The sequence below is a fragment of the Bacteroides pyogenes genome (genome assembly GCF_014196225.1).
Taxonomy (GTDB): Bacteria; Bacteroidota; Bacteroidia; order Bacteroidales; family Bacteroidaceae; genus Bacteroides; species Bacteroides pyogenes_A.
In genome coordinates, this window is the sequence record NZ_JACIDI010000006.1 from 78,880 (window position 1) to 93,303 (window position 14,424).

Consider the following 14,424-nt stretch of genomic DNA (forward strand, 5'->3'; position numbering starts at 1 on the left):
AATTAAGTGTTTTATTCGTTCGTTGTTTTTTTTCTTGCTTAAAATGATTTAATTTGTATAAATTCTAAATAATCTTCTTCTCTTTATTCTCTCTTATTTTTCGTATTTTTGCAGGCAGATAACCAAATGCAAAGCAACTATGCCCCTTAATTTGCCCGACAGGCTTCCTGCGATAGAGCTGCTGAAGGAAGAAAATATATTTGTCATCGATACTTCACGTGCCACGCAACAAGACATTCGTCCGCTGCGGATCGCGATTCTGAACCTGATGCCGTTGAAGATAACGACAGAAACCGATCTGATCCGTCTGCTTTCGAACACTCCGCTCCAAGTGGAAATTTCTTTTATGAAGATTAAGAGCCATACGCCTAAGAATACGCCGATAGAGCATATGAAGGCTTTTTATACCGATTTCGAGCAGATGCGCGCCCAGAAGTACGACGGGATGATTGTCACCGGCGCGCCTGTGGAGCATTTGCCCTTTGAAGAAGTGACTTATTGGAATGAAATTACGGAGATATTCGAATGGGCGCGCACGCATGTCACCTCCACTCTGTATATATGCTGGGCGGCTCAGGCGGGGCTTTACCATCATTACGGCATTCCTAAGTATCCGTTGGAGAAGAAAATGTTCGGCATTTTCGAACACCGGGTGCTCAATCCGCTCCATCCCATTTTCCGGGGGTTCGACAGTTGTTTTTTTGTTCCGCACAGCCGCCATACGGAAGTGCGCCGGGAGGATATCCTGAAGAATCCCGCACTGACATTGCTTTCCGACTCGCCGGAAGCAGGTGTATACATGGTGATGGCGCGCGGCGGGCGCGAGTTTTTCGTTACCGGGCATTCGGAATATTCACCGTCGACGCTCGACACGGAGTATCGCCGCGACTTGGACAAGCGGCTGCCGATAGAGAAGCCTCGCAATTATTATCTGAACGACGACCCCGCTCAGGGACCGCTGGTGCGGTGGAGGGCACATGCCAACCTGTTCTTCTCCAACTGGCTGAACTACTTTGTATATCAGGAAACACCGTACAATATCAATGAAATCGGGTAAGCGTAAAATAGAGCTTCTGGCTCCGGCGAAGAATCTGGAGTGCGGCATCGAGGCCATCAACCACGGGGCGGACGCGGTGTATATCGGTGCGCCCAAATTCGGCGCCCGTTCGGCGGCGGTGAATTCGCTGGAAGACATCGAGGCGCTGGTGAGGTACGCCCATCTGTACAACGTCCGCATCTATGTGACGCTGAACACCATTCTCAAGGAAGAGGAGATGCCGGAAACGGAAAAGATGATTCGCGCGCTGTACCGCATCGGGGTGGACGCGCTCATCATTCAGGACATGGGAATTACGAAGCTGAAACTTCCTCCTGTGCCGCTTCATGCCAGCACACAGATGGACAACCGCACGCCGGAGAAGGTAAAGTTCCTTTCCGATGCGGGGTTCCGGCAGGTGGTGCTGGCGCGCGAACTCTCGTTGAGGGAGATAAGGCGGATACATGAATATTGCCCGGAAACGGCGTTGGAAGTATTCGTGCACGGTGCGCTGTGCGTGAGCTACAGCGGACAATGCTATGTCAGCCAGGCTTGTTTCGGCCGGAGCGCCAACCGGGGCGAATGCGCCCAGTTCTGCCGCCTGCCTTTCACGCTGGTGGATGCCGACGGAAAAGTGATGGTGAAAGACAAGCACCTGCTTTCCCTGAAAGACCTCAATCGGATAGATCATCTGGAGGAGCTTCTCGATGCGGGAGTCTCATCGCTGAAGATAGAAGGACGGCTGAAGGACGTGTCGTACGTGAAGAATGTGACGGCTGCCTATCGCCGGAAGCTGGATGAGATTCTTGCCCGTCGTCCGGAATATGTGAGAGCCTCTTCGGGAAGCTGCCGGCCGGAGTTCCGCCCGCAACTCGAGAAGAGTTTCAGCCGCGGTTTCACCGATTATTTCCTGCACGGAAGGGAGGGCGATGTGTGTTCTTTCGATACTCCGAAGTCGCTCGGCGAAGAGATGGGCACGATGAAGGAGGTGCGCGGCAACTTTCTGGTTGTGGCGGGGGTGAAGCCCTTCAACAACGGAGACGGGGTTTGCTATATCGACGAGCAGGGGCGGATGCAGGGGTTCCGCGTGAACCGGGTGGACGGGAATAAGATTTATCCGCAGGAGATGCCGCGCATCAAACCCCGGACAAAGCTGTACAGGAACTGCGACCGGGAGTTCGAACGGATGCTGTCGCGCAAGACGGCGGAGCGTAAAATCGCCGTGAACATCTGGCTTGCCGATCACGGCACGGGCTTTTCGCTGACGTTGGCGGACGAAGACAACATCCGCGTCACTTTGTCGCTCACGCGTGAAAAAGAGCTTGCGCGCACTCCTCAACGCGATAACCTGAAAGCGCAACTTGCGAAGTTGGGAAACACGCCTTTCGAAGCGGCGGAAATAGAAGTCTCGTTCTCGGACAACTGGTTCTTGCCTGCTTCGGTGCTGGCGGAATTCCGGCGTCAGGCTGTCGAGAGACTGGTTGCAGCCCGCCGCATCAATTACCGCAGGGAAGTGGCTGTGTGGAAACAGACCGCCCACGCCTTTCCGCAGACAGCGCTCACGTATCTGGGAAATGTGATGAACCCGCTTGCCGCTTCGTTCTATAAAGAGCACGGAGTGCAGAGCGTAGGGGCGGCCTACGAGAAAGAAGCGGTGAAAGATGCCGTGCTTATGTTCTGCAAGCATTGCCTGCGTTACAGCATGGGCTGGTGTCCCGTTCATCAGCGGCAACGTTCGCCCTATAAGGAACCTTACTCGCTGGTGTCGAACGACGGACGGCGTTTCCGTCTGGAGTTCGATTGCAAGAACTGCCAGATGAAGGTGAAGGAGCAGAATGCGCACTAATGAATGAGTATGAGGCAAAAGAAAAAATCGCCCGATAAATCGTGCTTGGCGGGCAAGAGTAAAGAAAGAATAACCGGATATCCGAATGGAATCGACGAATGAAGATAAGAAAGTTTTTACATATCGGAACAGGGGCGGGAGCGTATCGGCATAGCCTCTTTGCATCGGGCGCCGCAGTCCGTCAAACTTCCCGAACTCGGTTTTTACGGTGTCGGGATAACCTTTTTGCATCGGAAACAGGGAGCTTTCGCCCTGCTTTTTCTTGCGCCGTGTCTCTGAGGCCTATGAAAGCAGATGCCATGGGTGGTCGCTTTCGCACTACCCTTTGTTGCGCTGTGGCGGGCCTGCTGTGCTGCCTGTTCTTTTTGTCGGGCTGCCGGTATCGGGTTCCCGATTTGGATTCGGGCGAACTTACGGAAAAAACGAGAGATTCGCTGCGGTATCTGTACGAACGGCATTACACCTGGAACACCAATCTGGAGGTGATCGGCGATTCCGTCGACTTGGAATGCCTACCCATCAAGAACACATTCGTCCGCCTGTACAAAGGAGACCGCGTGGTGGTGGCGGAGTTTGCCGTCCATCCCGCCGACAGCGTGGACAGTATATGGGTGAAGCTGGCGCATACGCAGGAGGCGCAAGGGTGGATACGCGAGAAAGAACTCATCGGCTCGTTCGTTCCTACCGACAGCATTTCGCAGGCCATCTACCTGTTCAGCGATACGCACGCCTCTTATTTCATCGTTATTTTCGCCTTGTTTGTCGGTGTCTACCTGCTTCGCGCCTTCCGCAAAAAGCAGTTGCGCATGGTCTATTTCAACGATATCGACAGCGTATATCCGCTCTTCCTCTGTCTGCTGCTGGCATTCAGCGCCACGGTGTACGAAACAATGCAGGTGTTTGTGCCCGACACTTGGGAACATTTTTATTTCAACCCCACCCTGTCGCCTTTCAAAGTGCCTTTCATCCTTTCGCTGTTCCTGCTCAGCATCTGGCTGTTCCTCATTGTCGCTCTGGCGGTACTCGAAGCCTTGTTCCGCCAGCTCACCCCTGCGGCTGCCATTTTCTACATGCTGGGACTGATGTCTTGCTGCATCTTCTGCTACTTTTTCTTTATCCTGACGACGCACATCTATATCGGCTACCTCTTCCTGCTGCTTTTCATCTGGATTTTTGCGAAGAAAGTGAAGCAGAACATCAGTTACCGTTACTGTTGCGGCCATTGCGGCGCAAAACTGAAAGAGAAAGGCGTATGCCCCCATTGCGGCGCCATGAACGAATGATGAGAGCTTTGGAGAAAACGGATATGATACGCGTACGACCGACGGAATGGAAAGATCTGCCCGCTGTGATGGAGGCTTACGAGGCCGCCTGTCACTTTATGTGCGCCAACGGGAATCATGCGCAATGGGTGAACGGATACCTTTCGGAGGAAAACTGATACGCCGGGAGATTGCCGACGGGCACAGCTTCGTGTGCATCGGCGAAGAGGGCGATGTCGTGGGCACTTTTTGTTTCATTCCGGACGAAGACCCTGCGTATCGCGTGATTTACGAAGGGGCGTGGCTGAACGATGAGCCTTACGCCCTTATTCATCGCATGGTTATTGGGTGCATTATAGATATTCTTCATATCCGCAGTAAACTCTCCAGTACTTGGGCATGCAATTGCTTCAAGAACTTGCTCACATCCGATTCTGTCTTGAACTGGCTAAGGAACTCCTTGCTTAATACCTCATCAGGCAATACTTGATTCTTTTCTTTCATAATCTTCTTCATTCTTTTATTTCCCTGCATCGCAACAACTTGCTCGTTTTGTAGTAAAAGTAATTCGTCTGCCGGCCGTGTCCCATTCGTCTTTCGCTTGAGACTCATTCGTCTGCCGTTCGGCAGACGAATAAAACGCGGATGGGTGATTAATAATTTGTTAAGACTAACGGCTTGATTTTCGCTATCGGGGAAAATAAACTTCTTATTTTTGCAGCAAACAAACTTTTTGATAACAATCTAAATCCATAAAAACATGAGTGCCATATACGATTTGTTCGCAACCCCGAAACGCAGTAAAAGAGAGTCCACGCGCCTGCATGCCCGCATCGTGTCGAAAGGCACGGTGAGGCGGGAGGAGTTTCTCGACCGTGTTCACCGGTTTACCGGAATCAGCCGCAGCCTGCTGGCAGGCGCACTGGAAGCCTTTTGCAGCGAAGCGCGCGATCTGCTCGCCGAAGGGTGGACGGTGGAGGTGGGTAGCTTGGGTTACTTCTCCGCTTCGCTGAGCTGTCCTGCCGTGAGCGATAAAAGCGAGATCCGTGCCGCCTCTGTCGAGCCGAAAGGTGTCAATTATCGGGCGAGCAGTCAGATTAAGCGGGAGATAAAGGAAAAGATGAGGCTGCAACGCAGAGAGGCTCCCCGTGCGCCGGAAGCTCCCCCTTTGCCCGAGAAAGAATGCAAAGCCCTTCTCGAAAACTATTTGCTGAAACACGCCTTCATCACCCGCCCGCAATATGCCGGACTGACAGGACGGAAGCGCCTCCTGGCATTGGAAGAACTGAACGCTTGGGTAGAGCGCGGAGTGTTGAAACGGGAGGGGGCCGGACGGCTTACGGTGTATGTGAGGGGAGGATAAAAAGTCGATATTATTTACTGAGTCGGAAAACTGTATTTGGTTATATATTTTATGTTTGTAAGGGCGTAAACGATTCTCTTTTGTTTTTTATTGTAAAATTATTTTCGCAAAAAAGACATTGCAGATGCGCAATCCCTAATTTGATTCGAAAATACAGATGCAAGTCAAGCTAATCAGACGTTTTGTACCATAAATCATCGCATTTTTTGCAACATTATAGGATTCTACTTGATAATACGACAATAATCGGTTATTTTTGTCGCAAACATTGCGACGTTATTCATTGTTTAATGACGCATCAAACATGTTCTAAGTATGTATATACACGAAAGAGACAATTGGACTGCATTCCGTTGGAATGCGACTGAACTGACAGCGCTTCTTGAAGAAGTGAACCGCAAACAGGGTTTGTTATATGGCAGGCTTGCCTCGCTTGGCTTTGATAGCAAATTAAAAGCGATGGCGGAGAATCTGACGTATGATATCGTTTATTCGTCAGAAATAGAAGGAATACGATTGAATGTAGATGAAGTACGTTCATCCATTGCTCGAAAATTGGGTATAGAAACTATCAGACAGACAGCGCCATCGCACTACATAGATTCTGTTGTGGCAGTCATGCTTGATGCAGTAAATCATTACGACCAGTTATTGACGAAAGAGAAAATTTGTGCATGGCAAGCAGCATTCTTCCCGACAGGTTTCAGCGAGGGTTCGCAGATTGAAGTTGGACAGTATCGTACAAGCGAGGAACATATTGTTTCCGGGATGTTCGGTCGCGAGAAAATCCATTATATTGCTCCCTCACCGGAACGCGTGGACGAAGAAATGGCACATTTTCTTGATTGGTTTAACAGTCAGGAAAATATAAATTCGGTCATACGGTCAGCCATTGCACATTTCTGGTTTGTCAGCATTCATCCATTTGAAGATGGCAACGGACGCTTGGCACGCATACTTTCTGATATGCTGTTGGCTCGTGCTGATAAGAGTGAGTTCAGATTTTATAATATTTCCTCTCAAATAAATAAGGATAAAAACCACTATTACGATATTTTGGAAAAGGCTCAACACGGCGATGGTGACATCACCGAATGGATATGCTGGTACGCCCATACGTTGTCTGTAGCACTTGACGAAGCGGAAAATATCGTCAGTACCGTCTTGAACAAGAATTTCTTTTGGCAAAAGGCTTCTTCTGTGCCACTTAGCCGAAGGCAGACCGATATGCTGAACCTGTTTCTTGATGGCTATGAAGCAAAGATAACTTCCAAAACTTGGGCATCATTGGCTAAATGTTCCAAAGACACAGCTATACGAGATATTCAAGACCTTGTAGAAAAAGACATCCTTCGAGAAGACATTCCCGGTGCCAAACGACCGAGCTATTCCATTATATACGACCCGGAAGACATCACAGCCTTTTTTTCTGAAATCAGCATCGAGCAGCAAAACGGGAATCAATACATCAAAGCTCTCTACAAGGGTAAGTTACAAGTGTGCGAAAGAATTTTGCCTCTTGATGCAGAGCGGTTTGAAAAAGGCGACCTTCCATTAGAAAACCTGCTTGCCAAGTATTGTTCCTATATAAGGATGAACTGAAAGGTTAGGCACATTCATAATCCTTAATTTAAGGGTTAAATGATACTCTTTTAGAGAATCCTCTGTGGCAAAAGACTTATCTGCGCTCATTTATGCAATTCTACTCGACTAATTCACTTGTCAGCCGTAGAATTTATTAGGACACACAAAGGAAGCGTAATATGTGGCTTACATACTATTTATGGAAGAGATATAAAGTGCAAAACCTATAATACGATCCATTATGGCATCTGCTACGGTAGAATCCCCGATTGCGTCATACCAATTATCCGTCGGCAGTTGCGAGGTAATGATGATAGACTTGTGTCCATGCCGGCCCTCTATTATATCAAGCAGGATGGGACGTTCCTAATTTTGCCACTTTAAGCGTACCCATAAGGTACTATCGCCATCGGAACCCCACCGTAAAAATGAAGAGCGTTCTCACACGCCCTGATCGGGTCCTGCCTTGACTGGGACCAGACCGCCTCGCAGTAGGTATAGTGGCTACATGGAAGTATGACCACGAACACTTCAACGCTGCGGCATTCGCCGTTTTCACTGTCAACTACCTCAAGTTTATCGCCGGCAAAGTCGATGTACATCCGGTCTTCGGCATAATGCTCGACATGGCCTACAACATGGGTTAGGATGTGTTTCGCGGTACTCTTCGTACAGGGTTTTCACTGTTACGCCCCGTCGGCTAAGTCGGGCGGCATACTCAGGAAGAAGTGCCTCAAGCTCAAGTTGGCGTTGTGACGGAACCACTGGAGAATGTTTGCTATCTTTGTTGTCATAGTAGAAATGATTTTATCCCACCGGTCAAGACGGGTATCAAATCTACGGAAAAATCCCCTGCCGGACATTGTCTGACAAGGGCATTTTATATTGGAATCAATGGGCAGGATTATTTGGGAACAAGGGGATAGAATCGATTGGTTTTAGGGGCATCTTACACTGGATTTTCCACTTCTACTGTTTGCGAATAAAACTCATAAGGCTGTGTATTTCCAATTGTCAATTTCCCATTAGAGTTATATCGTATCTGCGAATACGATTTTGAGAATAGAAAAGCAGAGAGAACCAGAAGCACAATGCTTAAGCCGATTTTATTGAATAGATTTGTTTTCGTAACGTAAAATTTTAATTTGTAAATAATTGGCTAACTTTTGTTTAAGAGTAAGGTAATTATCTAAAATCCATCTATGCTATTTAAAAAGTTTACTGTTTATTCCTCAAAACCGCAAAATATGATGTAGTACAAAAATTCCTTAAAATTGGAATGGCCGAAAAAAGCGGAATTGTTTTGCGGGGTTTCAATCCGAACTTGCTCTCATAGTGCGGATTAATGAAATAATACTCCTCGTCTATTTGTACCAAATCAGTTTCCTTTACCAATTTTTTGAATTGCTCAATGGTTGTTTTGCACTCTTTTATCTCTATCAGTTCGTTGATTGCCCGTTCTTTTACTCCCGTTTGTTTCAAAAAAACTCTATAAATTTTTTTTGGCAACAGATGAATAAATGGCAACAAGGACACAACTCGGTTGTTGCAAATTTGCTGATGCCCGCCAAACGGCATTTGCCACGGCGGAAAACCTACATAAATTAAACCGTTGTGATTCAGTAGTTTTTGGGCTATTGTTAGCAGTTTCCTTTTTTGCGTCACGTGCTCAATCACGTCGTGAATAATGATAATGTCAAATTTGCCGTCAATTTCTGCCGAAAAAATATCTTGGCACGAAAAACGACCTGCCAACCCTTCTTCCTGAAAAAACTGTTTTGCTTCGGCAATCCTCACGGCAGAAATATCAATGCCCGTTACCTCGCATCCACGCTTTGAAAATGGCGACAAATTGCCGCCTTCGCCGCATCCGATTTCTAAAATACGGTGCTCGGGCGTAATTTTCAGATGATTTTCGACGAATGGCAGGAAATATTTTTCGCACGTCTGTGCAAGTTCCCTAAAATATTGTTTTCTGTTCGTATGTCGTTGTTGCATATATCCGTTTTCAGTTGGGAGGATTTATGTAGAGAATACATAAATCCGTAAGTTATTTTTAGTATTACGTGAAAACGGCGGAAAACCTAACCGTGATTTTAGTTAAAAAAGGAAGAGAAAAGTGTTAAAACGTGCCGCTTGCTGAAAAAGTAATCGTGCGTTCACCGCGAGTTTTGTGAACAATAGGGTCGCGCCCTTTGTCGTAGTTCTCGGTTTTGCGGGGCAAAAGGTTGTCGGTGGGGAAATTATATTCATCGTGAACATAATCGACGGGCGTGTTGGTATAGAAAATTTCGTGGGCCTTGAGCAGATTTGAGCCGCTCAATTTCAACAAGATACCACTTTTGGGAAAACGATAACCGATGCTTGCTTCGAGCGAGTTAAACGACGCGCGGTACTCGTGAGCATGGGCGTTTTCGCCCAACAAAAAAAGTTGTCGCCCGCTTCGGTTAAACAGCACATTTACAAATAGTTTATTGTCGGCATAACGGATGCCCGCATTAAATTGATACGGCATTTGCCCCGAAAGCGGACGCGTTTGCGTGGTTGGAATTTCCTTAAATTTGGTGTCTCCGTTCTCGTGCGTTATCAACCGCATCCGTTTTCCGTGTACTGATGAACGCGTAAAAACATATCCTACCGTGAGTTGCGTTTTCCGCAGCCAATCGTTTCCATTAAAAAAATCGAGATGTTTTCGCACGTGTATCTCAAAACCGTAATGGCGTGCGCGGTCTGAATTTTGCAGAATATACATCCGTTCATCGTGCCGATATTCAAACGTGGTGCGCTCAATCGGGTTTCGTATATCTCTGTAAAACAAACCGAAAGAAAACAAATCGAGTGTACTTGCGTATTTCTCAACCCGAAAATCGAGCGATTGCACAAAAGACGGCTCAACGGGGCGATTGACCGATGTACCTAACAAATGCGTGTCGTAAACAGGAAAAGGCACGTAATCAACTAATTGCGGGCGGATAAAGGTGTATTGGTAACTCGCTCTCACGTTTACATTGGAAACAGGAGCAAAGGAAACGTTTGCCGATGGCGCATACCACTTTCGGGCGCTATTTTCGTAATTTCCCTGCACGCCCCACACAAGCCGCAATGCCTTGCCCCAACGGTGTTCCAGCATTACGAACGGCAAGTGGCGAATGGCTGTTTTTCGGTATTCGTCTTGAATAATCTCCTGATAAATACGCGCTTCGGGATTGTCTATATCCGATTTGTTGTTGTAGCGATGAAGTCTTTCGCGATATGCGTAGCGAATATTTCCGAAACTTCCGTTGTAACCAATTGTGACATTGCTTTTTATGCTTTTCCATTGAAACGGAAAAGTGGTCGAAACGCCCACCCAAAAATCACGCTCAGTATTGTGGTACCATCCGCTCGAAGCGGGATAAAGCGTTTTTAGCGCGGGATTGTGGTGCAAAAAATAAACCAGCGAATCATCGCGCATCGGTTTGTACACCTCCGAAAAAGCGGCATCCTTACGTTCACGCCGCACAAACGTGTGCGAAACATTCCACCGCAGTAACGTGTTTTTCGCACCGTGTTGTCCCTCCAATTTATTCTGTATCAGGCTCGAAAACGTGGGGTAATTGAAAAACTGATGACTGATATTCTGCTCGTTATAATCAATATCTTCCAAATGTTGCGCGATTTCGGTAAGATTGTTTTCAAAATTTCGCGAAAAAACATTCCGAAAACTCACGCGGTTTTTTCCCCGCTGCCAGCCCGCATTCAGCATTCCGCCCATGGTGGTTTGATAGCCGTAAATGTGCCCCGAATTTCGGGTTTGCCCGTAGCTTCCCGTGTACGTGTCCATATTTTTCCACCGTCCGCGCACGGTGTGGTGCACCGCCGTTTGTCGCTGTGTGTTGCCGTAGGATACCGAAAAAATCAGTCCGAAGCGGTTTTTCTGATTATCAGCGGTGTAGGCTCTTCCGATGGTGGCGACGTAGCATTGAGAGGGCGGCGTTTTTTGGTCGCGAATGCCGAAATGTTCTGGCGGAAACGCGGTTGCCGTTTCCCGACTGCCGTCGTCGAAACCGATAAAATCGAGCCGTCCGCGCCGTCGTGTACGTTGGTCGTGAAACGTGCTTTGCGCGTGAATGGAGGCTTCGGCCGTGAGTTGCACGAAATTTTGTTCGGGAATGTCTTTTGTGATGATTTCGGTTGCCGCGTTGCCGAACGTCGCGGGAATGTCGGGCGTTGCCGATTGCAGCAGCCGAATGTTGTCCACGGCGGCAAGCGGCAGCAAATCAAACGAAAAAAGTTTATACGAAGGGTCGTAATTGGGCAGTGGCGTTCCATCGAGCAAAACCGCGTTCCACCGTCCGCCCGCGCCGCGCACGATGAGGCCGTCGTTTTCCGTTACCTCCATTCCCGAAACGAGTTTCAGCGCGTCACGCACGCTGTTTGCCGCCGAGCGGTTTATTTCCTGATTGCTCAATACCGTGCTGATATACGGTGTGTTACGCTGCGCCCGCAACGCGCCTGCAATGACGTTTTCGGGCAGTTTTCGGCCGATTTCAATTTCGTGCAGGGCAATTTTTGTTTCTTGTAATGCTGCGTCCAAACGGGTGGTTTGTCCGTTTCCGATTTCAATTTGCTCCACGCGCATCGGCTCAAAACCCAAAAAACGGATTTCGGCGGCATATATTCCCGCCGCCAACTTCAGGGCATAATCGCCGTTCATTCCCGTTGCCGTGCCTTTTCCAATCGCTGATAACCATACGGTTGCGCCCGCGAGCGGCGTGCCGAACGCATCAGTAATTTTTCCCGCCAATGTTCCCGATGCCGCAAGCGTATCAATTGAGCGAAACACCACAAAGCGCGAACGGTTTATCTTCCTGTAAGCAAGGGGAGTATCCTCAACCGACATCCGCAGCCAATCTTCCACATCGACAGACGCGCTTGTGAACGCCCGCGCCGTTACACCTTCCAAAAAACGCGTTTCATACGTAATGGATTGTGCGTTTTTTTGCGCCCATTCGGCAATTTTTTGGATGCGCGAAAGCATCGGTTCTTGCGGAAACGAAACAAACTGCGCCGTTGTTTCTTGTGCGAAAAACAGCAGCAGAAAGGTGGTAATGAGAATTATTTTCGGGCAGTTTGGCGACATTATTTTTGAGGTTGGAAAACGATTTTGTCGGGCGTAATGCGATACGACAGACCGTAAAGGGCGGCGATTTCGTCGGCAATTTCGAGGGGTTGCGCAGTTCTGTGAAGCGTGATGTGGATGGAAATATTTTGGGAAACATCCTCAAAAACAATATTTTTGCCATACAGTTGGCGCATGCGCAACCGAAGTTCTGCAAACGATGCGTTTACCAAAACAACCGTTCCTGTACGCCACGCCGCTTTTTGCGCGGCGTTGGTTGTTTGTCGCGAAAGTTTGGTGGCGCGGTAGGTGGCTTTTTGGTCGGAAACCAATTCCACGGTTTCGTTATCGGGCGCGGAAACCGTTACTTTTCCGCTCAACACGTCAATTTGCTGAAATGGCAACTCAGCGTAGCTCTGCACCGTGAAACTCGTGCCGAGCACGCGTACCGACAATCCATTGCGAAGATGCACAGTGAATGGGTTTTCGATATCGGGCGTTACATCGAAAAACGCCTCGCCCTCGTCTAACCACACTTCGCGCGCGGCGTTGTAGCGTATGCTCGTGCCCACATTGAGCGTTATTTCCGACCCGTCGGGAAGCGCGATGCGCTCGATGGCGGTTTCGGTAACAACTTTTTCGATTTGATTATCTGCAGGTTTATTGAACAGCAGCATCCCGATAATCAGCAGCGCGACACTTGCCGCCGCACCGACCAAAACGGGCGAAAGTCGGCGTTTTTTCGTTTTTTCGATGCCTATCGTTTTGTAAACAAAATCGTTGGTTTCGGCGTTCAATTCGGCAATGAGTTCATCGGTAACGGCAAACTCTTTTTCGGGAATAAACGCCGTTTCGAGCGACTCTACCATTTCGTTTTCTTCGGGCGAGGTTTCGCCGCGGCGGTATCGCTCAAACAAATTGCGGGTAATCGCCGCCTTTTCCTGTGCCGACAACGTTTCGTGTGAAATGTTTCGTTTTTCTTTCATTTTGTTCCAAAGCTATTTGAGCGGATAAAAGTACTTTTTTTTTTGCAGATTTCGCAGATTTTGCGTACTTTTGTTTCACCTTGCACACAACGGACGAAATATTGTTGCGCGCCATCGCCCAAAAAGACAAGCGGGCGTTTTTGCGGTTTTATGAGCGGTACAGTCGTGTCGCTCTCTGTTTTGTGTTGTCGAAGGTGCACCATGCGGATGTGGCGAAAGAGATTGTGCAAAATTTTTGGCTGGCTCTTTGGGAAAATCCGCGTATGTTGCGCCCCGATAAAGACGGATGCGCAAAGGTTTTTCTGATGCAATACCTGCGTTTCCGCATCTACGACATCTATCGAATTGCCGTTCCCGAAACCGTTCCGATAGATGAAACCGATATTGTTTCGCCGCTTTTGGCAGGTGCGGACATGGAGAAAGAGGAATTGTTGCATATTGTGTGCGATGCACTGAAAAACAGTACGTTGCTCACAAAAAAAACTTTTTGGATGCGGGTGGATAACATTTCCGCCAAAGAGGTTGCCAACGAATTGAATACCACACCGCAAACGGTTCATAACACGTTTTCGAGGGCGTTGCACACCGTTCGCGAGTACATTCGGAAACGTTATCCCGAAATTGCCGATAGCGCAGTAAGGTTGTTTGTCGCGATTTATTTTTTCAGGTAAATAAGCCAATACCAATCTTTTGGGTCGCCCGCACCCACGCTCGGCGTGTAAAGAAACAATTTGGCTTTTTGAGTGGGATTGGCAGTGAGAAATTCGCGCGTTTTTGCCAAACCTTGAACGGAAATCCACGGTTTATCATAATCTAATTCCCTATTGTCGGGGTTAAATACATTTTCAAAACCGATGGGATAACGGAGGTCGTAGGTTGATATGTGTTTAAAAGCAGAAGCGGGTTGGAGTTTTTTGGGGAACGTCATTTTACCCCGCCCCATCCAATGAATGGTTCCCTCAAAAAGTGGTTGCCAGAGTTCCTTGTAAATCAACTTCACGCTGCCGAAATCGCTTGGCACAACGTACTCGTTTTCAATAGTAAAGTCTTCGGTTTTCTTGTCGAAACCCAATATCGTTCCACCTTCAAACGTGTTGGTAGTGTAGTCCACTCTCAGCAGCAGCACCTGATTGGGGGCGTTACTTTCTAAACCGGTTTCAAAATTTGAGTTCATATCCGCTGAATTACAGGCGAATAGTATGCTCAATAAGGAGACAAATAAAATTTTTGCTTTCATGTTTCGGGT

The 14,424-nt window shown here is 48.1% G+C and carries 10 protein-coding genes and 4 pseudogenes; 7 read left to right on the plus strand and 7 right to left on the minus strand.

Annotated elements, in window-relative coordinates; genetic code table 11:
* Positions 1-139 precede the first annotated feature (139 nt).
* From metA to GGR07_RS13880, 4 genes and pseudogenes are all read left to right on the plus strand, one after another.
* Positions 140-1,057 carry a homoserine O-acetyltransferase MetA gene (metA, locus tag GGR07_RS05670; protein WP_021644146.1) on the plus strand — a complete coding sequence of 306 codons (918 nt, stop codon included), beginning with the start codon at positions 140-142 and terminating at the stop codon, positions 1,055-1,057.
* Positions 1,044-2,882, plus strand: a complete 1,839-nt coding sequence (locus GGR07_RS05675) for a peptidase U32 family protein (RefSeq protein ID WP_021644147.1) — start codon at positions 1,044-1,046, stop codon at positions 2,880-2,882. Before metA ends, GGR07_RS05675 begins: the two co-directional genes overlap by 14 nt.
* A 284-nt stretch (positions 2,883-3,166) precedes the next feature.
* Positions 3,167-4,165, plus strand: coding sequence for a zinc ribbon domain-containing protein (locus GGR07_RS05680; protein ID WP_034542909.1), 999 nt, complete (start codon positions 3,167-3,169; stop codon positions 4,163-4,165).
* A gap of 23 nt (positions 4,166-4,188) precedes the next feature.
* Positions 4,189-4,484 (plus strand): annotated as a pseudogene (locus GGR07_RS13880) (GNAT family N-acetyltransferase); the annotation flags it as partial.
* A gap of 35 nt (positions 4,485-4,519) precedes the next feature.
* Here the strand turns inward: GGR07_RS13880 and GGR07_RS14060 are convergent.
* A pseudogene (locus GGR07_RS14060) lies at positions 4,520-4,648 on the minus strand (IS256 family transposase); the annotation flags it as partial.
* A 256-nt stretch (positions 4,649-4,904) separates the two neighbouring features.
* Here GGR07_RS14060 and GGR07_RS05695 point away from each other — a divergent pair.
* Positions 4,905-5,507, plus strand: coding sequence for an HU family DNA-binding protein (locus GGR07_RS05695; protein WP_034542911.1), 603 nt, complete (start codon positions 4,905-4,907; stop codon positions 5,505-5,507).
* A 315-nt stretch (positions 5,508-5,822) separates the two neighbouring features.
* Complete coding sequence (locus GGR07_RS05700; RefSeq protein ID WP_034542914.1) at positions 5,823-7,109, plus strand: Fic family protein; 1,287 nt, start codon at positions 5,823-5,825, stop codon at positions 7,107-7,109.
* A 168-nt stretch (positions 7,110-7,277) separates the two neighbouring features.
* On the opposite strand, the pseudogene GGR07_RS05705 reads toward GGR07_RS05700, so the two are convergent.
* The 5 genes and pseudogenes from GGR07_RS05705 to GGR07_RS05725 form a co-directional block, all read right to left on the minus strand.
* A pseudogene (locus tag GGR07_RS05705) lies at positions 7,278-7,457 on the minus strand (ATP-binding protein); the annotation flags it as partial.
* Positions 7,458-7,486: 29 nt separating this feature from the next.
* Positions 7,487-7,850, minus strand: a pseudogene (locus GGR07_RS13885) (IS21 family transposase); the annotation flags it as partial.
* A gap of 459 nt (positions 7,851-8,309) precedes the next feature.
* A complete protein-coding gene (locus tag GGR07_RS05715; protein ID WP_034542917.1) occupies positions 8,310-9,089 on the minus strand; it encodes a class I SAM-dependent methyltransferase in 780 nt (259 codons plus the stop codon).
* Positions 9,090-9,213: 124 nt separating this feature from the next.
* The gene (locus GGR07_RS05720; RefSeq protein WP_122056498.1) at positions 9,214-12,213 is read right to left on the minus strand and encodes a TonB-dependent receptor; all 3,000 of its coding nucleotides are present in this window, start codon (positions 12,211-12,213) and stop codon (positions 9,214-9,216) included.
* Positions 12,213-13,178, minus strand: coding sequence for a FecR family protein (locus tag GGR07_RS05725; protein ID WP_034542922.1), 966 nt, complete (start codon positions 13,176-13,178; stop codon positions 12,213-12,215). The genes GGR07_RS05720 and GGR07_RS05725 overlap by 1 nt, the downstream gene beginning before the upstream one ends.
* 80 nt (positions 13,179-13,258) lie before the next feature.
* Here GGR07_RS05725 and GGR07_RS05730 point away from each other — a divergent pair, with 80 nt between their 5' ends.
* The gene (locus GGR07_RS05730) at positions 13,259-13,849 is read left to right on the plus strand and encodes an RNA polymerase sigma factor (protein ID WP_122056499.1); all 591 of its coding nucleotides are present in this window, start codon (positions 13,259-13,261) and stop codon (positions 13,847-13,849) included.
* Here GGR07_RS05730 and GGR07_RS05735 read toward each other — a convergent pair.
* A complete protein-coding gene (locus GGR07_RS05735) occupies positions 13,834-14,352 on the minus strand; it encodes a hypothetical protein (protein ID WP_034542927.1) in 519 nt (172 codons plus the stop codon). The two genes, GGR07_RS05730 and GGR07_RS05735, sit on opposite strands and share 16 nt — an antisense overlap.
* Between the last annotated feature and the right edge of the window lie 72 nt (positions 14,353-14,424).

Bases quoted from the DNA above. Each gene is read 5' to 3' on its own strand.
- metA (WP_021644146.1), top strand. From the start codon at position 140: ATGCCCCTTAATTTGCCCGACAGGCTTCCTGCGATAGAGCTGCTGAAG.
- GGR07_RS05675 (WP_021644147.1), top strand. From the start codon at position 1,044: ATGAAATCGGGTAAGCGTAAAATAGAGCTTCTGGCTCCGGCGAAGAAT.
- GGR07_RS05680 (WP_034542909.1), top strand. From the start codon at position 3,167: ATGAAAGCAGATGCCATGGGTGGTCGCTTTCGCACTACCCTTTGTTGC.
- GGR07_RS05695 (WP_034542911.1), top strand. From the start codon at position 4,905: ATGAGTGCCATATACGATTTGTTCGCAACCCCGAAACGCAGTAAAAGA.
- GGR07_RS05700 (WP_034542914.1), top strand. From the start codon at position 5,823: ATGTATATACACGAAAGAGACAATTGGACTGCATTCCGTTGGAATGCG.
- GGR07_RS05715 (WP_034542917.1), bottom strand. From the start codon at position 9,089: ATGCAACAACGACATACGAACAGAAAACAATATTTTAGGGAACTTGCA.
- GGR07_RS05720 (WP_122056498.1), bottom strand. From the start codon at position 12,213: ATGTCGCCAAACTGCCCGAAAATAATTCTCATTACCACCTTTCTGCTG.
- GGR07_RS05725 (WP_034542922.1), bottom strand. From the start codon at position 13,178: ATGAAAGAAAAACGAAACATTTCACACGAAACGTTGTCGGCACAGGAA.
- GGR07_RS05735 (WP_034542927.1), bottom strand. From the start codon at position 14,352: ATGAACTCAAATTTTGAAACCGGTTTAGAAAGTAACGCCCCCAATCAG.